This window comes from Bacteroides sp. ZJ-18 (assembly GCF_011038705.2).
GTDB classification, from domain to species: domain Bacteria; phylum Bacteroidota; class Bacteroidia; order Bacteroidales; family Bacteroidaceae; genus Bacteroides; species Bacteroides hominis.
On sequence record NZ_CP072198.1, the window covers coordinates 1,524,937 to 1,545,679 of the forward strand.

Annotated in this window: 19 protein-coding genes and 4 pseudogenes; 10 read left to right on the forward strand and 13 right to left on the reverse strand. The window is 41.8% G+C overall.

Annotation, left to right across the window (positions count from 1 at the left end; translation table 11 throughout):
• The first annotated feature begins 5 nt into the window (after positions 1–5).
• The 10 genes and pseudogenes from G7Y45_RS06075 (at position 6) to G7Y45_RS06115 (ending at position 10,896) form a co-directional block, all read left to right on the forward strand.
• Positions 6–1,520, forward strand: a complete 1,515-nt coding sequence (locus G7Y45_RS06075; RefSeq protein WP_165016309.1) for a nucleoside 2-deoxyribosyltransferase — start codon at positions 6–8, stop codon at positions 1,518–1,520.
• Positions 1,521–1,527: 7 nt separating this feature from the next.
• Entirely contained in the window at positions 1,528–2,994 is a 1,467-nt protein-coding gene (locus tag G7Y45_RS06080) for a restriction endonuclease subunit S (protein WP_165016307.1), read from the forward strand.
• Positions 2,991–4,067, forward strand: a complete 1,077-nt coding sequence (locus G7Y45_RS06085; RefSeq protein WP_165016305.1) for a hypothetical protein — start codon at positions 2,991–2,993, stop codon at positions 4,065–4,067. The genes G7Y45_RS06080 and G7Y45_RS06085 overlap by 4 nt, the downstream gene beginning before the upstream one ends.
• A 188-nt stretch (positions 4,068–4,255) precedes the next feature.
• A pseudogene (locus G7Y45_RS19930) lies at positions 4,256–4,354 on the forward strand (IS66 family insertion sequence element accessory protein TnpB); the annotation flags it as partial.
• A 565-nt stretch (positions 4,355–4,919) separates the two neighbouring features.
• On the forward strand, positions 4,920–6,515 hold the full coding sequence (locus tag G7Y45_RS06090; RefSeq protein WP_165016303.1) for an ATP-dependent endonuclease: 1,596 nt from the start codon (positions 4,920–4,922) through the stop codon (positions 6,513–6,515).
• On the forward strand, positions 6,515–7,708 hold the full coding sequence (locus G7Y45_RS06095; protein ID WP_165016301.1) for a UvrD-helicase domain-containing protein: 1,194 nt from the start codon (positions 6,515–6,517) through the stop codon (positions 7,706–7,708). Before G7Y45_RS06090 ends, G7Y45_RS06095 begins: the two co-directional genes overlap by 1 nt.
• A gap of 500 nt (positions 7,709–8,208) precedes the next feature.
• Positions 8,209–8,529 carry a helix-turn-helix domain-containing protein gene (locus tag G7Y45_RS06100; RefSeq protein WP_154030298.1) on the forward strand — a complete coding sequence of 107 codons (321 nt, stop codon included), beginning with the start codon at positions 8,209–8,211 and terminating at the stop codon, positions 8,527–8,529.
• Between the two features lie 12 nt (positions 8,530–8,541).
• Positions 8,542–8,889 (forward strand): hypothetical protein, encoded by a 348-nt coding sequence (locus G7Y45_RS06105; protein ID WP_165016299.1) that lies wholly within the window; start codon positions 8,542–8,544, stop codon positions 8,887–8,889.
• A 245-nt stretch (positions 8,890–9,134) separates the two neighbouring features.
• A complete protein-coding gene (locus G7Y45_RS19935; RefSeq protein WP_241159004.1) occupies positions 9,135–9,557 on the forward strand; it encodes a DNA cytosine methyltransferase in 423 nt (140 codons plus the stop codon).
• 565 nt (positions 9,558–10,122) lie between these two features.
• Positions 10,123–10,896, forward strand: coding sequence for a phage antirepressor KilAC domain-containing protein (locus tag G7Y45_RS06115; protein WP_165016297.1), 774 nt, complete (start codon positions 10,123–10,125; stop codon positions 10,894–10,896).
• A 78-nt stretch (positions 10,897–10,974) separates the two neighbouring features.
• Here G7Y45_RS06115 and G7Y45_RS06120 read toward each other — a convergent pair whose 3' ends face one another.
• The 13 genes and pseudogenes from G7Y45_RS06120 to G7Y45_RS06180 form a co-directional block, all read right to left on the reverse strand.
• Positions 10,975–11,460, reverse strand: a complete 486-nt coding sequence (locus G7Y45_RS06120) for a hypothetical protein (RefSeq protein ID WP_165016295.1) — start codon at positions 11,458–11,460, stop codon at positions 10,975–10,977.
• 11 nt (positions 11,461–11,471) lie between these two features.
• Positions 11,472–11,936, reverse strand: a complete 465-nt coding sequence (locus tag G7Y45_RS06125; protein ID WP_165016293.1) for a TraQ conjugal transfer family protein — start codon at positions 11,934–11,936, stop codon at positions 11,472–11,474.
• A 47-nt stretch (positions 11,937–11,983) separates the two neighbouring features.
• Complete coding sequence (locus tag G7Y45_RS06130) at positions 11,984–12,469, reverse strand: hypothetical protein (RefSeq protein WP_165016291.1); 486 nt, start codon at positions 12,467–12,469, stop codon at positions 11,984–11,986.
• Positions 12,470–12,479: 10 nt separating this feature from the next.
• Positions 12,480–13,064 (reverse strand): conjugal transfer protein TraO, encoded by a 585-nt coding sequence (locus G7Y45_RS06135; protein ID WP_165016289.1) that lies wholly within the window; start codon positions 13,062–13,064, stop codon positions 12,480–12,482.
• Between the two features lie 2 nt (positions 13,065–13,066).
• The gene (gene traN, locus G7Y45_RS06140; RefSeq protein ID WP_165016287.1) at positions 13,067–13,966 is read right to left on the reverse strand and encodes a conjugative transposon protein TraN; all 900 of its coding nucleotides are present in this window, start codon (positions 13,964–13,966) and stop codon (positions 13,067–13,069) included.
• 39 nt (positions 13,967–14,005) lie between these two features.
• Complete coding sequence (gene traM, locus G7Y45_RS06145; RefSeq protein WP_165016421.1) at positions 14,006–15,118, reverse strand: conjugative transposon protein TraM; 1,113 nt, start codon at positions 15,116–15,118, stop codon at positions 14,006–14,008.
• Positions 15,119–15,307: a hypothetical protein gene (locus G7Y45_RS06150; protein WP_165016285.1), complete on the reverse strand. Its 189-nt coding sequence runs from the start codon at positions 15,305–15,307 to the stop codon at positions 15,119–15,121.
• On the reverse strand, positions 15,307–15,573 hold the full coding sequence (locus G7Y45_RS06155; RefSeq protein WP_165016283.1) for a hypothetical protein: 267 nt from the start codon (positions 15,571–15,573) through the stop codon (positions 15,307–15,309). Before G7Y45_RS06155 ends, G7Y45_RS06150 begins: the two co-directional genes overlap by 1 nt.
• A gap of 13 nt (positions 15,574–15,586) precedes the next feature.
• Positions 15,587–16,210, reverse strand: a pseudogene (gene traK / locus G7Y45_RS06160) (conjugative transposon protein TraK).
• Positions 16,211–16,232: 22 nt separating this feature from the next.
• On the reverse strand, positions 16,233–17,252 hold the full coding sequence (gene traJ / locus G7Y45_RS06165; protein WP_165016281.1) for a conjugative transposon protein TraJ: 1,020 nt from the start codon (positions 17,250–17,252) through the stop codon (positions 16,233–16,235).
• Between the two features lie 25 nt (positions 17,253–17,277).
• Positions 17,278–17,904, reverse strand: a pseudogene (locus G7Y45_RS06170) (DUF4141 domain-containing protein).
• Positions 17,905–17,923: 19 nt separating this feature from the next.
• A pseudogene (locus G7Y45_RS06175) lies at positions 17,924–20,425 on the reverse strand (TraG family conjugative transposon ATPase).
• Positions 20,388–20,738, reverse strand: a complete 351-nt coding sequence (locus tag G7Y45_RS06180) for a DUF4133 domain-containing protein (RefSeq protein WP_206265649.1) — start codon at positions 20,736–20,738, stop codon at positions 20,388–20,390. Before G7Y45_RS06180 ends, G7Y45_RS06175 begins: the two are co-directional and overlap by 38 nt.
• Positions 20,739–20,743: the final 5 nt, after the last annotated feature.

Here is a 20,743-nt window from a genome sequence, read left to right on the forward strand (position 1 = left end):
GATTTATGATAATTCGAGGAATATTAGATAACTCACTTAACGGACAGTTGTGCTTAAGAGGCTTTGCACCTATTAAAGAGTTAGCCAGAATTTCAAAAGCAGATTATTCATATCAAAGAAATCCAATAAAGGATAGAAGCGACATTATTGACTTTTTGGAAACACAAACATATTTATTTTTTCCTGAGATCATTCTTAGTTATAAGGTAAAACATTCCTTTGACAAATCGGATAAAACACCTTTGAGCTTAATACAAAGTGGCTTAGGGTATAAATCTAATGTGGATAACACTCAAATAAAAGTCAAAAAAGTACCATTCCCAAAGTTTACGGATGTTAGTGGTAAAAATGACATACGTATCGTTGATTTGATAATTGATGAAACAGAAATAAACGATGAAGATCGTCCATTGCATAGAATAGATGGAAACCACAGATTAAAAGCAGCAGAACAATCTAATGATTCTAAGGTGGAAAGAATGGTTGCTCCATTTTGCATAATACTGGGCGAGGAATTCTATCGAAATAACTCAATAGTTGAAACAACTGATACTGTTGCCTTTAATAAGGCAACGAAAGTGTTTTTTTATAATATCAATACAAAAACAATCCCCCTAACTTCAGAAGAGAATTTAAGAGTTTTGATAGATGACAAAGAGAACTTCTCTGATAGTGAGTTGGAAAATATTTTCTCTGGGACATACCCGATTAAAACAAGAGAATTAAAGCAAAAAGCTTCTCCTGATATTTTCACTGGAATTAAACACGTTCTACAGAAACAATTCAGGACACATTATAATGAAATTTTTAGAATATTGCTTTCTAAAGGAGAAAGTGAAAGTGAGGTTGTTGAGAAAGTATTTGAATCTCTAAAAGCTATAGAACAACTATATATGAATGAGAGCAAATTAACTAAACATAAAGGTGTGGGATTATTTTATGCATTCCTTTTTTACCATATTACAGACAACTCGAGGTTTGATTTCTTTAAAAAGTGGGTACTAAGCAATAATATTTGCGATATTAGTGAAACTAAAGCTGAAACGATAATAGAAATCTTTAACAAAGTAGCTGGCCGGACTATAAAGGTTTTTGTAGCTATGCCATATTTTAGTGAAGAAGAGGTTGAATCTGCTAATGAGATATATACTACTACTATTGCGGAAATTGCAACCAAAAACAAAATAAATATTGAATTGAGTGGCAAAATAATGACTTATGAGGGAGCTACATTAAATATTGTCCAGGATATCCTTGAGAAAATAAGAGACTGTAATATTTGTGTATGCGACATTACAAATAATAATCCAAATGTCACCTATGAAATGGGATGGGCAAGAGCTCTTGGAAAACCTGTTATAATATTGCGTGAGAAAAGTTCGGAGAAACCTAAATCAGACTACAGTATGGATTATTATGATGTATACAACAAAACGGCTCATACTTCATTGAAAAAGATGATAAAAAAAAATCTTCAAGCCGTATTGGAAAAAGAACTTAGTTTTGCAATCACCAAATAAAGATAAGATGTTATCACAATTAGATTCAATTAATAGCAACTGCTTTATTATTAATCGTTCAGAAGTGGATGGACGATTAGACCCATTGTATTACAATTCTAATTTAAATAGGTTTATTCAAAAATATGATGCTGTTTCACTTCGTTCTGTTTGTTTAAGTTTTAAATCGGGTTTTGGCGCAGGCAAGGATGATCAAACAACAGAAGATAATGGGATCATTCAGCTTCGTCCAACGAATATGGATAATGAAGGCTTTTTGAAATTTGATAAAAATGTGTTTGTTCCATATAATCCTCTGATGGAGTTTCTTAAACCAAGGACCGTTTTGTTTAATAATACGAACAGTCAAGAATTGGTAGGCAAAACAGCATTATTACTTGAAGATAAGGAATTATACTACTCTAATCACATTACAGCAATTCGTGTAAATGAAGAAAAAATTTCACCAGAATATTTATGGTTAATTCTTAACATATATCAACAGAATGGAATTTTTTATACTATTTGTACAAATTGGAATAACCAATCTGGTGTAGGTATTGAACTACTTAAGTCTTTAAAAATCCCTTTACCTTCTATGAAAATTCAGCAGCAGATTGTTGATATATATTGCAGTGCTTCTGATGAAAAGAGAGAGAAAGAGATGATGAGTAATAAATTGCTGAATAGCATTGATCGTTATTTATTGGACGAACTTAGAGTGGAATTGCCCGTGGTTGACAATTCTTTGCAAAACCGTGTTTTTATTACAACATTTAAAGATGTGACAGGTTCACGTCTTGATCCTAAATTATATGATGCAAATACACAGAACTTAAAAGCAGCAATAGAGAGAAGCCACTTACACAAAACTTCATTAAAAAATCTTGTAACTCATAGTAGTGCTGGTGATTGGGGGTTGGAGGAAACGGAAGATTTTGAAGGTGAAAAATATGAAAGGTGCTTAGTGATAAGAGCTACAGAATTTGATAATAAATATAATCTGAATCTTGATAATTCAAGAGTTAAATATAGACTAATAAATAGATCTAAATTATTAAGAATGAATATTCGTGAAAACGATTTGCTAATTGAAAAGTCTGGAGGAAGTCCTGATCAGCCTGTTGGGCGTATAGCTATTCTTTCACAAGATATTTTCAAAGGGAATAGCATATGTTACAGCAATTTTATTTATAAAATTAGAATAGATGAGACAAAAGCTATACCTATGTACGTATTTTCATTTTTGAAAACATTACATAATGTCAAACTTACTGAAGCTATGCAAAGTCAAACAAATGGTATTCGTAATCTAATTATGAATACATATTTGAATCAAACTATAGTTCTACCTAATCTCGAAAAACAAAAAGAAATAGCAAATAATATCAAATTGCTTAGAGAACAGGCAAAGAAATTACATATTGAAGCTTCGGCGATTCTTGAAATAGCAAAAAAAAGAGTAGAACAAATTATCTTAGGCGAAAGACTATGAATAAACAAATTCTGAAACAATATCTAATCACTTTCAAAAAGTGGTTTAAGGCGAATAAGTCTCAAGCTATGTCAGAGCAGAAAGAGCGTGAAAATATAGCAGCTCACATTCAAAGTTATAACAAAGAGAAACTTTTGAATATGTCTGAGGAGGATTTGTTTAACTATATTGCTCCACTGTGGGCTATGGCAATGTGGGGAAACAAACACTACCAGGTGGATAAAATTATCGAAGCCAATGGAATGAATTTGTTAAGAGAGCAGTTTACCAATCTCATTTACGGTAACTCCTCTATTGAAAAACGTTGGGACGAATTTCGTTCAAAAATCAAAGGTGTAGGGCCCGCAATAATGAGTGAGCTCCTTTGCAAAACTTATCCAAATGAATTCTTGATTTGGAATAAGAAAACATATAACGGATTTAGATTACTGGAAGTGCCTGAACTACCTCGCTATGAAGCTCGTCTTAATGGAAAAACTTATGCATATCTATCTGCTAAAGGTCGAGATATAGTTGCTTTTGCCAAAGAAAACGAGTACGCTGAAATTTTCGACATGCTTACCCTCAATACATTTATATGGCAAGAGTTACAGATTAGTAGCGATATAGAAACAAAGGCAGATTTGTTAGAAGAGCTTATACCTAAGAACACAAAAGACGCTACGTTTATCCATAATGACATTAGAGATAAAATTGCAGATATAGGTAGCTTTCTTGGATTTCGTTCAGAAATAGAAAAGAAAATTGCCGATGGGGCTATTGTTGATGCAACCTGGGAAGTCACCATTGGTAATATGGGCCGAGTAATCTATGTATTTGAGGTGCAGACGTCTGGTTCAATTGACAGTCTGATTCTTAATTTGATGAAAGCCAAAAACAATAAGGCTGTACAAGGTATTGTAGCTGTTACCGACCAAAAGCAGATTGAAAAAATTAAAAAAGAGATAGCAACATTACCGATTCACGATGAAGTGAAATTTTGGGACTATACCGAAGTTCTCAAAGTACACGAATCTCTCCAATATGTAAATGAGTCAATTAATAATTTGGGGCTTGTTCCGTTAGGGCTGTAATTTTAGCTGTAATATTTTAGCCAACCGCTTCCTTCACTGACTTTCAGCATTGGAGCGGTTGGGCTTTTTTTGCTCCGGATGATTGGTCTGAATGGCTATTAAATTTGTAATTGACGATGAAACAATGTAAGCCCCCGATAAAGTCCCCGTTGTCTTGTTTTTGTTTTCGCTCAATCTTTGCCTAAAAAATGATCAAAGAAGAATTCTTGGAAATTCTCTTTCGTCAACAGCGTAGCGGCTTGACGATAAAAGACTTCTGTGTTAACGAAGCCTATACCGAATCAAGTTAGGGTAAAAAAGCGTGTAGTTCGTTTTAATCTTTTATAAATCAGCGATTAAAAGTGTTTTTATAAAGATGTAGGTAACGATATAGTAGTGAAAGTCCAGCTACACATTGCATTGCTCTGCATAATTTCAAATATCTCTCTAACGCAAAGGTAAGCAATGTTTTTGGTGGTTACAAGTTAATCAGAGTGTTTTTTCAAGAAGGGTTGACTATTAATTGCTAGTTTTTTCTACTATGTATCTTTCATCATCATAATTCTCAGTTAGCATTTGTGTGGGAAAATAGTACTATCTATTTTACTGCACATCATCTTATGAAGAAGAAAAAGCATTCAGAAAATAGAGTTGTATAATGAATGCAGCACAATACAACTAAGTAATAGAGAGTAATGCAATTCTTTTAGTATAAGAATATAAAATGAAATATTAGATGTATTTTATTAAGCATGAGAGAATTGCATTATTTATTGTAATAATAGAGAATGGTCTATATTTTTTCATTTTTAGGGCCGATAAATGTTGCAAAATAGTTACTTTTGCGTAATAACCAGTAAATTCTATTAAAAAATGATTCAGAGACTTATTATACATAATTTCAAAGGAATAAAAAAAGCAGATATATCCTTCAATGATTTTAAAAATATCATTGTTGGAAATAATGGTGTAGGTAAATCCACAATCATTGAAGCATTATCGCTTGCATTAGGATATGGACTTAACAAACTCGAAGTGACTCCTTATCTTTTTCATACTTTGGCTGTAGAACAATTCAAAGTAGATAAAGTTCCTCCGATAATTACTATTGAAGTGTTTTTTGACACTAAGAAAGATGAATTTTCTGGTACTAATAATACACTTCATACACTATCAAGAGGACTACAACTCAAAATATGTTTTGATGACGAATCATATTCAGAATTGTATGAACTTGAAAAAGAAACGTGTATCCATATTCCTTGCGAATATTATAAGATTGAAAGAAATTGGTTTTCTGACAAACCAGTTAAGCAACTCCTTATACCCTACTATGTACAGCTTGTTGATTCTTCCTCGAATTATTTCAATTCATCGTCTAACCAATACATTGCACATTTATTAAGAAAATATATCGGTGATAATGATTTCACCAAAATCAAGTCTAGTCTTCGATACCTTAAACAAGGTTTTGAGGAACAACAAAATATCACAGAAATAAACACAAGACTCAAACAAGAAAGAGAAAACTTGGAGGTTTCTATCGACATAACCTCTAAAATTATTTTGCGTGATATTCTTTGTCCTTTTTTGGAGAACATTCCTATTGAACAAATTGGAGCTGGCGAACTCTGTATTTTAAAGACGATGCTTTCTATTGATAAAAATCATCAAACTGATAAACCTAAAATTATCATTATAGAAGAACCTGAATCTCATCTTTCCCATACAAAGATGTATGAACTCATTAGTAAGATAGAAGAGAACATCAATGCTCAAAATACGCAGTTAATAATAACGACGCATAATAATTTTATAGCAAACAAGCTTGACTTAGCGAATCTTATTCTTATAGAAAATGAAAATGGCGAAATAAAAACTCAAAAAATTCAGAATGACGATAAAGATAAATTTAAATTTTTCACAAAGGTATCTAACTATCCGACATTGAGACTAATACTGTGCAATTCTGCAATATTAGTAGAAGGTCCTACGGATGAAATGGTATTAACTTATTATTACTATCGACAATATGGGCGTCATCCATTTGATGATAATATTGAAGTTATATCTGTAGAAGGAGTTGGATTTAAAGAATATGTTAACATAGTTTCTCCGTTTCAAAAAAAAGTTGCTGTTATTACAGATAATGACGGAAAGGACCTTGATAGTCTGAAAAAGCAAAGAGGTTTGGAAATCCTGCCTAAAAATGTTTCCATATATACGGAAAACGATACAACGCTAAATACGTTGGAACCCTCTTTTATCAGAAAAAATCAAAGAAAAATCCAAGAACTATCTGATGCAATCAGAATGCATAAGAAACCTAATGACACTGAAGCTGATTTGGCTGCTTTTATGAAAAACAATAAAACCGAATGGGCATTTAAACTGCTAAATAAAGTTGATAAATTAGATTTTTCTGTGCCTGATTATATTGTTAATGCTGTTAATTGGATTAAAGAATAATGGGAAATAGTAAGGTATATATTGCAGCAGCAGGTTCAGGTAAAACATCCTTTATCCTTGAACAAGTTTACCAGTCCCTCGACAGAGCTGTAGATGCAGGTAAATATCTTATAATAGTCACATATACGTCGAAGAATCAAGAAAATATAAAAGAGCGAATCATTCAAAAATACGGATATATACCCAAGGCAATTGTAGTTGTTGGATGGTATACTTTTCTTTTAGATTTTTGGATAAGGCCATTCAAAGGCTCTGTCATTAACATTCTGTATGATAATCATATAGGGATGGTCTATGTTGAAGGCCAATCTGGAGTTATTAAGACAAAAGATGGTAGAACTTTCACAACTTACCATACCCCTATTGAAAAGTTCTTGGATAACAAACAAAGAAATTTGTATTCAGATAAACTCAGTGAGTTTGCTTATCAATGTTATGAAACCAATCCTATTTCATTATTAGAACGACTTTCAAACATTGCTGATGCAATATTTATTGATGAAGCACAGGATTTATCGGGATGGGATTTTGAGATAATAAAAGTGATACTAAGATCACAATCAGAAATAAAATGTATCTTGTGTGGTGACCCAAGACAACACACATATTCAACATCCGCATGTCCTAAAAACAAGAAATATAATGGAAAGATAAATTTATATATAACAGAAAAAGTAAATACAAAACGAAAAATATATGCCGATATCGATACAACAACACTAAATCTGTCGCATAGATGTGTTCAACAAATATGCGATTTTGCTTCAAAAGTGAGTAGTGATCACCCAAAATCCGATTCTTGTAAATGCGCACAATGCAACAAACGCCGGGAAGAATACTCTCGTAAAACAGGTATGTTCCTTTTGAAAAAGGAAGATATCCTAACTTATATAACAGAGTACAATCCCATTTCTCTAGTATGGGATTCACTTCAGAAGCCTACAATAAAGACTGAAACTACATATAATTATGGTGAATCTAAAGGCTTACAAGCAGATAGTTCACTAATATACCCAACAACACCTATTCTTGATTTTTTGCGTAGTGGAAAGAATCAACTCAAAGCTGTGACTAAAAGCAAATTATATGTAGCAATTACCAGAGCTCGATACTCTGCTGCAATTGTCGTTGATAATGATTTTGACAATAGTAAAATTGCATTACCTTTTTGGGGAAAAGAAAAATCTGTTTAAATAAAAATTATAATATTGAAATATAAAATTAATTGAGCTGTTAGTAATATTATTATACACAAGGTGAGGCGTATGTAATCCTGCGAATATTTGTATGCAGTATTCTTCATAATATCTTTAAAGAATCTATATAAGATGATAGATGTTGATGTAGAAAGAGGAAATCATTGATATAGTTGAAAAGTCTCTCACATTTCCTATATACAATCTATAAATAGTTAAATAATTATGAGTCATAAAAGAAAGATTATGAACTATTGTTTATTCCAGAATAATCCATAAATAAGAAAATCTTTTTTTGAGTCTAAAATTACGTTATAAAAAGACATTTCTTTTTATGAAGGAACAAAGAAAATTCTAAAAATCCACATTGATATTAAGTAAGTTACAAAGAAAAAATAGGGCTGGCGGTAACCGTCAGCCCTATTTTTTCATGCCCATTTTTGAAAACTTTGCAACCGAAGAAAGAAAAATAACCCATTGGAACAAAAGAATATTGTATGGAAGAGAACAGAAATGATATTGAGATACTCAAAGCAATGATAAAGGAAAACTTTGAGGAACAACGAAAACTGATTGCCAAGTTGGAAACGGCTCTGGAAGCAGTAACTAGTTTCAACGGCAAGCAAATGCTGGACAGTCGGGACATGCGGCTGATGTTGAAAGTCTGCGACCGTACCCTGATCCGCTGGCGTAATTCGGGCAAACTCCCTTATTTTAAACTTAGCGGCAAGATTTACTTCTGGGCCTCGGACGTGCATAAATTCCTAAGAGAAGAATGCAAACAAGAAGATTTTATATCCGATTCTATTAACTCATAAATAAAAATTCATATGGAAAATCAAAGTAAAGTAATCGTCATTGAACGAAACAAATTCGCAGCACTCGTCAAATCACACCGCAAATGCCTCCAGATGCTGAACATTCTGACTTACATCTACATGGTTAAGGAAGTAAGCCTTACCCTGACCTTGCAGGAAATTTGTGAAGTCCTGCACATGACTCCCGAAGAAGTAGAGATACAGCGACAGAAAGGATATATCCGCTTTACAACGCAGAAAGGGATGACCGTCTATGAAATTACCGACCTGCTCCGATTGGAGAATATGCTGGAGATGGGGAGTGTCTATCGCAAGATTGACAAGAAAGTAATGAATCTCGAACCTCTAAATAATGAATAACAATGAAAGAAGAACAGGAAAAGAAACAGCGGAAGCGTCTGGTACACGCTTCCCTGTTCAGCGGATTCGGTGCCCCCGACCTGGCAGCCGAATGAATGGGATGGCAGAATGCCTTCCATTGTGAGATAGACGATTTTTGTAATACTATTCTAAATTACTGGTTTAAAGATGCAGAAAGTTATACTGACATCAGAACGACTGATTTCAGAGAATGAAGAGGAAAAATCAATGTTCTTACAGGAGGGATTCCTTGTCAACCATTTTCTGTCGCCGGCCAAAGAAAGGGAGCAGCGGACGACCGTTATCTCTGGCCTCAGATGCTCAGAGTCATACAAGAGGTCAGGCCCGATTGGGTCATTGTTGAAAACGTTGCTGGCATCCTCACGATGGTACAGCCCGGTCAGGAGACTGAAGTGGGAAGTCAATCCACTCTATTCGGAGAGAGTGAGCCTGTATTTACAAGGCGGCAGCAATATGTTGTTGAAACCATTTGCCGTGATCTTGAACGTGAAGGATATTCCGTCCAGCCGGTACTTATACCGGCTTGTGGCGTCGGCGCGCCTCACCGACGGGATAGGGTTTGGTTTATTGCCCACCGTAACGGCGCAGGACTTCAAACTGAGAGGACCGAACAGCCGCCAGCAGGGACTGCCGGAGATAATACGTGAGGGACTTCTGCCCACTCCGGTAGCCAGCGATGCGGATGTGGGAACCATCATCGGGAAGGATGACCGGATCATAATGAGTCCGAAAGGGAAGATACGGAAAGTCAACCGGAAAGGACAGTGTTGGAGCGTAGGATTGGGGAAAATGGTGGAACTGCTGCCCACTCCGAGAGCCAATCTGATAAACGGATGCAATCTGAACAGCCCGGAGCTTGCCAACCGGAACAAGGGGAATCTTGAAGAAGTCATATCCCAATGGATTCGGGAAGAGATGATTCCCACTCCGACAGCGAGGGACTGGAAGGGTGCGGCAAGTCTGGAGAGTCTGGAGAAGAGAGGTCGGATACCGGAAAAGAACAGCCTTCCCGATTTCTTCGCCCGGACTGGAAAGAGTTTCCAACTCAATCCCCTGTTTGTGGCCGAGATGATGGGTTTTCCTCCAAATTGGACGGTATTACCTTTTCTCAGTGAAGAGAAAAATCCATCAAAGGATACGGAAACGCCATCGTCCCCCAGGTAGTCTACGAGATATTTAAAGCAATAGAAGAAACCTATAAATTAAACATTCATGAATAAAGTATCGATATTTGAACATCCCGAGTTCGGACGCATCCGGACACTGGAAATTGACGGGAAAATATGGTTCTGCGCCTCGGATGTTGCCGCCGCACTTGGCTACTCCAATCCGCGAGATGCCGTCGTAAGACACTGTAAACCAATGGGCGTCGTGGTTTACGACACCCCCACACGCAGTGCCGTCCAGAAAATCAAGTACATCAGCGAAGGGAACGTATACCGGCTGATTGCCGGTAGCAAGCTGCTTTCCGCCGAGAAATTCGAAAGCTGGATATTTGATGAACTGGTTCCCGAAACACTAAAGAACGGTGGCTATCTTCTTAAGAAGAACGGCGAAACGGATAATGAACTGCTTGCGCGTGCCGTATTGCTCGCACAGAACCGTATAAAAGAGCGAGACAGCCGTATTTCAGCATTGGAGAAGGAGAACAACTATGCTATCCTGAAACTCAAGCTACAGGCCCCAAAAGTTCAGTATTATGACAAAGTCCTCCAATCCCAAAGCACCTACACGACCACACAGATAGCGAAAGAATTGGGAATGACTGCCGGTATGCTGAACAAACGGCTTCGATGGGCAGGCATCCAGTTCCGTCAATCCGGTCAATGGCTGCTCAAAGATCCTTATCAGAATCAAGGCTATACGGCAACCCGGACCCATGTATGGGAAAGCCGCACAGGAGAAACCGGCACGGCCATGTTGACCGTTTGGACGGAAAAGGGCCGGTTATTCATACATTATCTTTTTGAGGCTTATCTGGTATAGCCGGAATATAAGACCGGGATAAATAAAAAAGCTACTGAATTTTTGTTTCAGTAGCTTTTTTATTGCTTTCAATTGATACTATCTCAACCGTGGTCCCGTTTTCTTCTTTTCTTTCACAGGCACAATTTCTTGTCGGGGTGCTTCTTGCGGCCTTATCCTTTCACTTACAGTCTCACTCTGAAGAAGCCTGTTTAAATACCGGAGGTCCTTCAGCAATTTCTGTTTGCATTCTATCTCCAGGGAATGGGCCATATTCGACATCGGGCTGGTACTTTTCTTGACAAGCGGACCGTTTAGGAGATCATCTTCTATATACAGGGTACAACGCTTCAAAATCCCTTCAATATCCTTCGGCGTTTCAGCGGCATCAATCGCCTCCTGAATGGCCTTATAATTCTTATCCATATAACAGGCCTTATACAAGTCATCGGCATGCCAGTCAAAGAAATGAAGATAGTTGCTTGCCAGTTGCGCGCTATACTCTTTTATATCGCTTTCCACAACCCCTTTCTTCTTGTCAAGATATTGCTGCAACTGTTCGATCCTTAAATCACTTTTATCCATTGTTGTCCGATTTATAGTTCCATGTCCGTTTCAGTTTCGCTCTGAAAGGATATATCCAGTTCTCTTTCCTGATGGAAATTATCCGCTATCACGAATTTAATCTCCGCATTCTTGCTGCTTCGATTATGATAGAAGAGCGTGAATACTTGGCGGCAGGGATCGCTGTCATCCAACTCCGCTATCGAATCCAACGGTTGCATCTCCCGGTTCACCAGATAGACCTTCTTCTTATCGTACACCTCGCCGCTGCCCTCCATCTGTATATAACCGATTTGATAGCCGGCTTCCTCATAGTTTCCGCTACGATTGAGTGTCAGACGAATCTCCACGGTTTCATCCGGGGAAATGGTTTTCTGGAGATACCAGGATGTTAACGAGAAATCGTAAGCCTGCTGCACTTCCAATTTATCATCACAACTACTCAACAGGCAAAGCATTGTGAGCATGATGCTACTAATTATTAATTTTATCTTCATGATTTTACGTATTACTAAATGAATAATCTACTTGAATCCGGTAACGGCTAACGCCTGATGCCCGTTTTTACCTTTCTTTCAGGCGGTTCTTCTTTCTTCGCTGTTTTAGTTGCCGCCTGTTGCAGGTTCTCTTTGGGAGGCGTTTGTGCAAGGATATTCGCGAATTCCCGGTAATCCCTTACCAACTGTTGCATACACTCCAACTTCAGGAAATGGGCCACACTTGTTGTCCGGCTGGAACTCCTATAATCCACCTGGCCGTTCAACAGTTTGCTTTCACAGTAAGCGGCGTTGTCCTTAACAATCTTCCGAACCGTATCAATGTCCCTTGCCTCGTCCACCGTCTGTCGGAGTTTCTTATAACACCCGGACATATAGTGGGATTTGTACAGACTCTCCGCATCCCATTCGAAAAAGTGCAGAAAATTCTCATTCATCTTCTTGCTTTGTTCACGTATGTCCCGTTCTTCCCGGTCTATTTTGATATCCAGCCAGTGAAGCATCTGGTCCACGTTCCAATTACCTTGTTCCATACTATTACTGTTAATTGAAAATGTACTTGACGCCGACAGCTACCACCGTGTGGAAATTCCCCACGGATGATCCGAGGAATATCCTCTCTCGGACATTGAAAAGAAAAACCAGCCTGTCGGAAAGGAAGGCCTCCATCTCGAAAGCCGGGGCAACACCATAAATGAAGCATCCGTCATTCTTTAAAGTCGCCCCGTCATAGAGCAGCTTACGGTTCCAGTTGGTCGCCTCATAACCCGCCAGAGCGGAAAGACCGGCAGAGAAGAACACGTTCTTGCCACGGTCCGAGAAGAACGGCACGAAATAACCGACCTCCCCGGTAAACTGCGCTTTGGGGATTGCAATGTCCTTATAGGAATAGTGCTTTTTCACAAAATCTGCCCCGAACAGCCAGCGGGAATGGTTCCAGTTGTACCGGCTCAGAGCCAGTCCGATCTGGAAGTTACCATGCAGGTGCTTCACATTCGAACCGAAGTCGTCTACACCGCCTAACGTAAGCTGAATACCTTTCTGCCCCGGCAGGTAACGCTGGGCAAAGGATTTGCCTGCCACGAAGGGCAGACAAATGCATAACATAATAAATAAAACTCTTTTCATGATTATTCCCCGATTAATTCATTCACAATACGCGCATCCACCAGGTCACTGTTCTCAATATAGAACCGCTGGTGACGGCCTCCCTCTTTCTCGTAAATTTCCACTTCCAGTAACTTGTCGTCAGGAATGACAATCTTTGGAAAGGCATACACAATCCGTCCCGTGCTCTTTCCCTCAATGCGTGTCAGGGCATTGAGCGTGCGTACCGGTTCAATATAAGTTTCCTGTTGAGCCGTCCTTTTGGCAATCTTCTTATCTACCACTTTAAACCGCACGAAATCCACATCGAAAGGCACATTGGAGTTGTTCGTCAGGGAAACATGGAAGAAGATCAGGTCCTTATGTACATAAATACCCTTCAGAAGAGCCTGCATCCCGAACTGTCGGCATCCGATATGCTTCACGTCCCTGCGGTCCAGCCGGTGGATGGTGTACATCACGCTGGCGATGACCGTGGGATCTTCCTCACCCAGCTCCGTGACACGGATGGAACTGCCTCCTTTCTTATCCCCTCCGTCCGGGTTTATCCATTGGTCCATGTTGATATTCAGCGTGGAAGGCTCCTCCTTATAAACCACATTGAATGAAAAGAAAGAACCGTCTCCCGTAATAACCGAAAAGTTCGTCTCCCCCGGAAACTCCTTCACAGCCGCCTTCACGCGTACCACATTCTCCACCCCGTCGGCTTTTCCCGCGATGATGTTGTTACTGCCCAAGTCTACATAGCGCACTTCCGTGGGGAAAAGGATGTGCACCGTCTTGCTGAAAGTGACCTCTATTTTATAAGGGGTGATATGCTGGCCCGCCGTCAGAATCCTGACGGGATTTACCGGTCTTTCTTCCTGTGCGAAACCGGATACCGAGGTCAGAACAGCCATCAAAAATGCTATAACTATTTTCATTGTCTTATCTTTTTTAATTAATTGAAGTGAATAAATCCGTTATTGTTTTTTGGGGACCAACAGTACCTTATACCCGGCTTTCAGTGTCACTTTTACCGCACGAACCCGTCCGGCAATCAACCGCGTGCCGCCCTGCATGACTCCGCGCGTCAGGTCCATCACCACCTGCTGTCCGGCAGAACGTGCAAACGAAACGCTGTTTCCCATGCTCTCGCTGACCGTCCCTGCCGCGTCCTTTGCCGCACTGCGGGTCTCCGATCCGGGAACGAAAATCCCCTTCTGCCCATCTACATCGTAAGTCGCCAACTGCACGGGAATGATATTCCCGGCATACTCGATACTGCTGATCAGGATATCCAGCCGTTCTCCCTGAATGACCGCAGCACCCGTAACCAGGCTGTTTGCAGGAACGGTGATGTTTCCGGCTTGCAGAGGTTGGAGCAACCGGAGTCTTACCCTGCCTCCCTGTTGGGTGGTCTGATTCTCCGAAATGCAGGCGGCGATGGTATTCGTCCCCGTTTGGTAGCTGCTGCCCACAGCCGTATTGAATCCGTAATTCCTTTCAACTACCAGCGAAGCGATAAAAGCGGAATCCGTGACCGGCTGTGAAAGGCCGGAGGCTGTCTGATGCTCCACCCGCTGTACCGGAACAGGTTCCGGCAGTTCTTCTCCGGTTGTTTCTTCTTTTATGGTATCCTTATCCGGATTCAGATACTTTGCCGCCATCTTGTAGGAACGCTCCATCAGTTCTTCACGGGAAGCCGTCCGGTTCTTTTCTTTTTCCGCTTCTTCCAGCTTTTTGTTCAGCTCCTCCACTTTCCTCTCCAGATCACTGTTCTGAGTTTCTCCGGGAGTCCCATAGAAATCATCTAACTGGCTGGAAATTTGCTCGTAGGTATCGACGGACTGTTGCAACTTGTCGCCGGCTTTTTCTTTTTCACTGGTCGAGGTCTTTCCCTCATTCATCAATGCCCCGGCAAGCTGTTCCAGTGATTTCATCCGGTTGCCTTCTTCCACTTCCGCCTGTAGCTTTTCATAAGCGGCGGTCTTCTTATCCACCAGTTTGGCCGTGGTAGGCTCCGGGACATTCACATTGAACCCGGAGTTGCCGGGAGCTTCCGTCCCGCTTTCCTTACCGGATGGAGCGAATATTCAGTACATGACTCCCAGGAACACCAGTACAAAGACCGGAATCACAATGAACTTCCTTCTTTTTTCCATCTCTTCCGGTGTGAGCACCTTTTTCTCTTTTTCCGGCTCGTCCTGCAAGGCTCTGCCGGTTTCCGGCTGTACCACTGCCTCTTCTGCCGCTTCGGGCTTTTCCAAATCTTTATCTTCCATTATTCGCGGGTTTTAGGGTGAAACATTATACTGTCTTTATCAGTCCGGTGAAGTGAATCCACCGGCGTATTCCTGTCAAAGGGCAACTCCTTTTGTGTGGCGTGAAAAAGAAAACGTCCGAAGGCACGGGTTACCGTGATACCACACAGGATCGTGCTGATAACCAGCATACCGATCAGCACTCCCTTACGTTCTTTCTCTGACAGGCTTTCACAAACGTCCTTCAGCTTTTCGCCGATTTCTGTTTTTATCTTTCTGTTTTTCATTATCCTGTTCTTTTTAGCGTTCAACGATCCTTATATCCCTGTTCTCCAGAATCTCGAAACGCTCCGCCATAAAGCCTTGCGGATTATTATCCGACCGGGTTACACTCTGCAGGAAGCAACGGGTGACAAGGGAACGCTCAGTGATATTACTGCTGCGGATAACCATCTGCCGGGCAAAAGTGGTGATCCGGTAGGGATAGTTGTCAAAATCACACTGCATGCTGTCCACAAGGACGGTCTGGTTGATATTGCCGCTGATCAGCCGGTTGTAATACCCTTTCTCGTTCCAGTCCCGGTAATAACCATACAGGCTCTTGTCCGCCAGATACATGGCACGGTTGATATTGGACTCGATGGCCGCCTTGTCGGGAGCCAGCGTAAAGAACAGCTCATGCAGGCGGCGTACATGCTCACGGGCTTCCACAGGACGGTTCAATGCCGCATCCTGCGACAACGCCAGCATCAACGACTTGCCCTGATCCAATACATAGATCTTCTCCCGTTGCTGACTGGCAAAAAGGTAGGACTTTCAGATAGCATACGTGGTCAGCGAGGCGCAAATACCCAGAAAGACCAGTGTGAACAGGCGTATCTGCCTGAACGAGGATTCGATGTTTTTAAAACTCTTGAATTCCATAATTCCTGTTTTTATTAAGTTTCTACTTTTTCAACAATATGGCTCCGACATTCCCCGTTGAAGCACCTGCCGCAGCACCTGCCACATTGGTCACTTTGGATGCCGTATTGTTTACGTTACGATTGTAAGAACTCATGCCTCCTGCCTGAACGATCCAGTTCGATACGGTCGGGACACAAAAATACCCGATGATACCAATAATCATGAATATCAGGTAGATGGCAGAAGAACCGTCCACGTCGATGATGCTCATCGGGTCAGCCATCAGCTTCATCTCCTCCTGCATGATAAGCGTCTGTATCTTGGCGAGCATCGCCCCGAAAAGGTCTGATACCGGCAGCCAAAGATAAACACTGATATAGCGTGCCAGCCATTGGATGAGCGTATTCTGCAGACCGTCGAACACACTCAGGGCAAAAGCTATCGGCCCCAGAATGCTCAGTACAATCAAAAAGAAGGTACGGATCGTGTCGATGACCAGCGAAGCGGACTGGAAGAGGATTTCCAGTAGTTTGCGCATGATCATCTGGGTGATCCCCTGCAGGGAAAAGGCATAGGAAACCTCATACATAGTCTGTAGAGCGGTATGTTCCTCTTCACTCCAACCCATATTGTCAAGTTCAGCGTCCAGCTCCTCATTGGAAGCGAAGATACGTCCTGTCATCGCGGTCTTTGCCATCATGTCCGCCCGGAGCTTGTCTTTCTCCTGCTGGTACTTCTGCAAATCAAAAGTCTGGTCGCGGAGCAGCATTCCGGTTCCCTGCACAATGGGGCTGAAGATACCGTTCAGAGTGCCCAGCACCATCACGTCGAAAAAGAGGATACAGATTCCCAGCACGAAGGGCCGGAGCATTGAAAAGACATCTATCGGCTCGGCACGGGAGAGTGACTGCCAGACGCGGTAGGCGATATAAAACAGGGCTCCCAAGGCGGCAAGTGCCATTCCCATATCCATCATCGGGTGGCAGAGCTTGATCATCGTATCATACAGATCCCGGAGAATCTGATGCATGTTTTCAAATGAAACAGACATTAATAACATACTATTCTTATTTTAGATTGAGTGACTACCAGTAACGCTCGTCCTTGCCATACAGGTCGAATACCTGCTGCTGTTCGTTCTTCTCCTTGGCACGCAGGTAGGATACGTGCAGGTTCTTCCGGGTGTAATAATTGGCCAGCTCCTTATAATGTACCATCTCCCGGTAGACCCGGTTCACCAGGTCGATGCGTTCCTTGTCGTTCATGGACATGCCGGTGGGATTAATGATATTCTTCAGTTCGGCAATACTCCGGCTGCTCTTTTTCATAATAGTATTATAACCGGATGAAATGGCGTTCAGCTCCCGCTGGCTGAAGTTCTTGTCGGTGAGCATCTTGCCGTAATTCTTCACGTAGATTTCAGAGATGTCGCTGAGTATCAATACGGACTCTTTTACTTTTTCGCTGCCGCTGATCAGGTCGTTCACCTTGCGCAGCTTATCATAATACTCCCGGCCCTGTTCGAATATCTTGGAGGTCTCCTTTCATGTGGAGAGGGCGTTCTGTGCCGTCTCTGAAGTTTCCACTATCTCATTGACACTGTTCACGATCCCCTGAATCATATTTCCGGGATCGGACACTACCCATTGCGCCTGTACGTTTGCCATGAAAGCCGGCAGTACAAACAATATGCTTAAAATTCTTCTTTTCATTCTTTCTTTATTTTACGGGTTATTTTTTCTTTTTCTTCTCCTTGGCCAACATACGGATGGCCTGTTCCATATTGCCGCCCAGCTTCTCCGTCATCTGTGTAACTTCGAGTTTCTCGGTTTCCTCCGTGGTATAAGTGAGGTACTCCTCAACGGAGGTCTCCGTGGCATAGACCGCAGACTGCACGCCTCCCAAACCCAGCCAGACTTCCTTATACTTTCTTGCCGGATCATTAGACTGATTGATAGACAGAATCTGTCCTTTTTCCTTGTCGGTCAATCCCAGCAGGGATTGTACGCAGTCGAACTTATTGATATACTTGCGCTGGTCCAGCAGGATCTTACAATCGGCATTATTTATAATGGTGTCCTTGATAATCGAACTTGAGACGATATCATCCAGTTCCTGCGTGACCACTACGGCCTCCCCAAAATGTTTGCGGACTGTTTTATAAAGGTAGCGGATATAATCCGCCATACCCTCACGCGCGATTGCCTTTCATGCCTCTTCCACGACGATCATCTTCCGGATGCCATGCAGCCGTCTGATCTTGTTAATGAAAGCCTCCATGATAATGACCGTAATCACCGGAAAAAGGATTTTGTGATCCTTCACCGAATCCACCTCGAATACCACGAAGCGTTTGTTCAACAAGTCGAGCTGCTCGTCCGAGTTCAGCAGGTAATCATACTCTCCGCCTCTGTAGTAGGGAGCCAGGACATTGAGAAAATTAGTGAGGTCGAAATCTTTCTCACGGTAGTGTTTCTTTTCCAGTACCTTCCGGAAATCTTCCTGAACGAACTCATAAAAGGTATTGAAGGAAGGAACCGGCTCCTTACCGCCCTTTATTCTTTCGATAAAGAGGTTCACCGCCATTGAAAGGGCTACCTCCTCGGCACGGGTGATGACTTCCGTATCCCTCTTTCAGAGCGACATAATCAGTGTTTTAATGGACTCTTTCTTCTCCAGGTCAAAGACCTTATCCGCGGTAAAAAAGGGATTAAAAGCTATCGGGTGTTTTTCACTATACGTATAATACACACCATCCTCCCCGTTTGTACGCTGGTGGATCAGGTCGCATAAACCCTTGTAACTGTTCCCGATATCAATCAATATAATGTGGGTATTCTGTTCCCAATACTGGCGGACAAGGTGGTTCATGAAAAACGACTTGCCCGAACCGGAAGGCCCTATGACCAGCTTGTTACGGTTGGTAATGATACCCCGGCGCATCGGCTCGTCCGAGATATCCAGATGTAGAGGTTTCCCGTTTGCCCGGTCTGCCATCTTGATGCCGAAAGGCGACAGGGAATCCGCATAGTTCGTCTCTTCCGTAAAGAAGCAGACTCCCTGCTCGATGAACGTATAGAAGGACTCCTCGGCAGGAAAGTCACCCTCACCACCGGGAATGCCGGCCCAGTACAGGGTAGGTGCGTCAATGGTATTGTAACGGGGCTTGCATCCCATCAGTGCCAGAGCCGAACCGGTATCGTTCTTTATTACTTTCAGCTTCTCCCGGCTGTCTGACCACGCCATGACATTGCAATGGCAACGGATGGCAGTCAAACCAAAAGAGTGCGCCTCGTCCAGATAGGCATCGATCCATTGCTTGTTGAGCTGGTTGGCACGGCTGTACTTGGAGAGTGAATGCATGTTGCGTGCCGTCTTTTCAAAGCGTTGCAGGATTTCTGTCGAATCGTCGATGAACAGGAACTGGTTGTAGATATGATCACAAGAGAGCATCAGTCCTACCGGAGCAGCGAAACTCAGACGGCAGTCGCTACGGTCGGTGGAGTATTTCTCATACCGGGTATCTGTCTGGACAGAGCCGGGAAGATCGTCCACATCGGAAAGGGTATGCACGCAGAGGATATTGTCCCCGATGCGCATCTTGGACGCGCTCATCTGTATATCCTTCAGCGTGGTTGTGTCCTGCTGTGAAAGAGAAAAGTATTTCTCAATCAATCCGGCCTGTTGCGGCGTGCCGACAATCTCATCGGTGGTCAACCGTTCCAGACGGATAAAGGCCGAGTCGTTCAGGATGCGCTCGAACTGGTCGACACTTTCCAAAAACCGGCTGACCACATCCTTGTCCCGGACTTCCTTCGGGATAATATTTCCCCGGCAGAGGATGGAGAAGTTGCTCTCTTTGCGGCTCCGTTCTTTGGTTGTCTTGGTGATGAAAAGGTAGGAAAAATGATTCAGGAAAGGCCGTTCATTAAAATGAAGTTCAAAAGAACGATCCAGAAAGCTCATTTCATCTTTCTGCGTGTCGGCCTTATAATTCTCTTTCAGGAACCAGTCCTGTCGGTGTACTATCGTGTAAGCGGGCAGCACCTTGACTGCCTTTGTTCATGTGCCGTGCATGGATTCATAGTCTGCGGAAGTAACTGTGAACAGTTCCGGCAAGAAGACCTTGAAGCCGATGGTCACATCCGCATCCTTGGAGAGGATGCATCCTTCTTCCACGGACAGGATAGGAAACTTACTTTCCAGCGTTGCGGCTTTTAATATATTTCTCATAAATGCGTTTTTTAAATAAGGAGGATATACGTTTGCGATTGATGATATAAAACGGGTGGTATTTAACTGCGGTAAGCTTCATCAAGCCATTGGGACCATACTTCTTGTTCAGGTGGAACACCCCGAAGATCAGCCCGAAAGCAGAGAGGACACCGAAGCCGATGCAGACCCACCGGTCAATACCTATCATATAGAAGATGACGAACAACAGGAAGATGGCAAGCAAGCCTCCTACGAAGAAGTACAGGTATTGTGCCTGCAAGCCGTGAAACTCCACGCTACGTCCGATCCCTTTGTTGATATTGTATTGCATAATCG

Excerpts from the sequence above, each read along its gene's own strand:
- G7Y45_RS06125 (WP_165016293.1), bottom strand. The coding sequence starts at position 11,936 with ATGAAGATAAAATTAATAATTAGTAGCATCATGCTCACAATGCTTTGC.
- G7Y45_RS06095 (WP_165016301.1), top strand. The coding sequence starts at position 6,515 with ATGGGAAATAGTAAGGTATATATTGCAGCAGCAGGTTCAGGTAAAACA.
- traN (WP_165016287.1), bottom strand. The coding sequence starts at position 13,966 with ATGAAAATAGTTATAGCATTTTTGATGGCTGTTCTGACCTCGGTATCC.
- G7Y45_RS06150 (WP_165016285.1), bottom strand. The coding sequence starts at position 15,307 with ATGGAAGATAAAGATTTGGAAAAGCCCGAAGCGGCAGAAGAGGCAGTG.
- G7Y45_RS06085 (WP_165016305.1), top strand. The coding sequence starts at position 2,991 with ATGAATAAACAAATTCTGAAACAATATCTAATCACTTTCAAAAAGTGG.
- G7Y45_RS06115 (WP_165016297.1), top strand. The coding sequence starts at position 10,123 with ATGAATAAAGTATCGATATTTGAACATCCCGAGTTCGGACGCATCCGG.
- traJ (WP_165016281.1), bottom strand. The coding sequence starts at position 17,252 with ATGTTATTAATGTCTGTTTCATTTGAAAACATGCATCAGATTCTCCGG.
- G7Y45_RS06155 (WP_165016283.1), bottom strand. The coding sequence starts at position 15,573 with ATGAAAAACAGAAAGATAAAAACAGAAATCGGCGAAAAGCTGAAGGAC.
- G7Y45_RS06120 (WP_165016295.1), bottom strand. The coding sequence starts at position 11,460 with ATGGATAAAAGTGATTTAAGGATCGAACAGTTGCAGCAATATCTTGAC.
- G7Y45_RS06105 (WP_165016299.1), top strand. The coding sequence starts at position 8,542 with ATGGAAAATCAAAGTAAAGTAATCGTCATTGAACGAAACAAATTCGCA.
- G7Y45_RS06100 (WP_154030298.1), top strand. The coding sequence starts at position 8,209 with ATGGAAGAGAACAGAAATGATATTGAGATACTCAAAGCAATGATAAAG.
- G7Y45_RS06090 (WP_165016303.1), top strand. The coding sequence starts at position 4,920 with ATGATTCAGAGACTTATTATACATAATTTCAAAGGAATAAAAAAAGCA.
- G7Y45_RS06135 (WP_165016289.1), bottom strand. The coding sequence starts at position 13,064 with ATGAAAAGAGTTTTATTTATTATGTTATGCATTTGTCTGCCCTTCGTG.
- G7Y45_RS06180 (WP_206265649.1), bottom strand. The coding sequence starts at position 20,738 with ATGCAATACAATATCAACAAAGGGATCGGACGTAGCGTGGAGTTTCAC.
- G7Y45_RS06130 (WP_165016291.1), bottom strand. The coding sequence starts at position 12,469 with ATGGAACAAGGTAATTGGAACGTGGACCAGATGCTTCACTGGCTGGAT.
- G7Y45_RS06075 (WP_165016309.1), top strand. The coding sequence starts at position 6 with ATGATAATTCGAGGAATATTAGATAACTCACTTAACGGACAGTTGTGC.
- G7Y45_RS06080 (WP_165016307.1), top strand. The coding sequence starts at position 1,528 with ATGTTATCACAATTAGATTCAATTAATAGCAACTGCTTTATTATTAAT.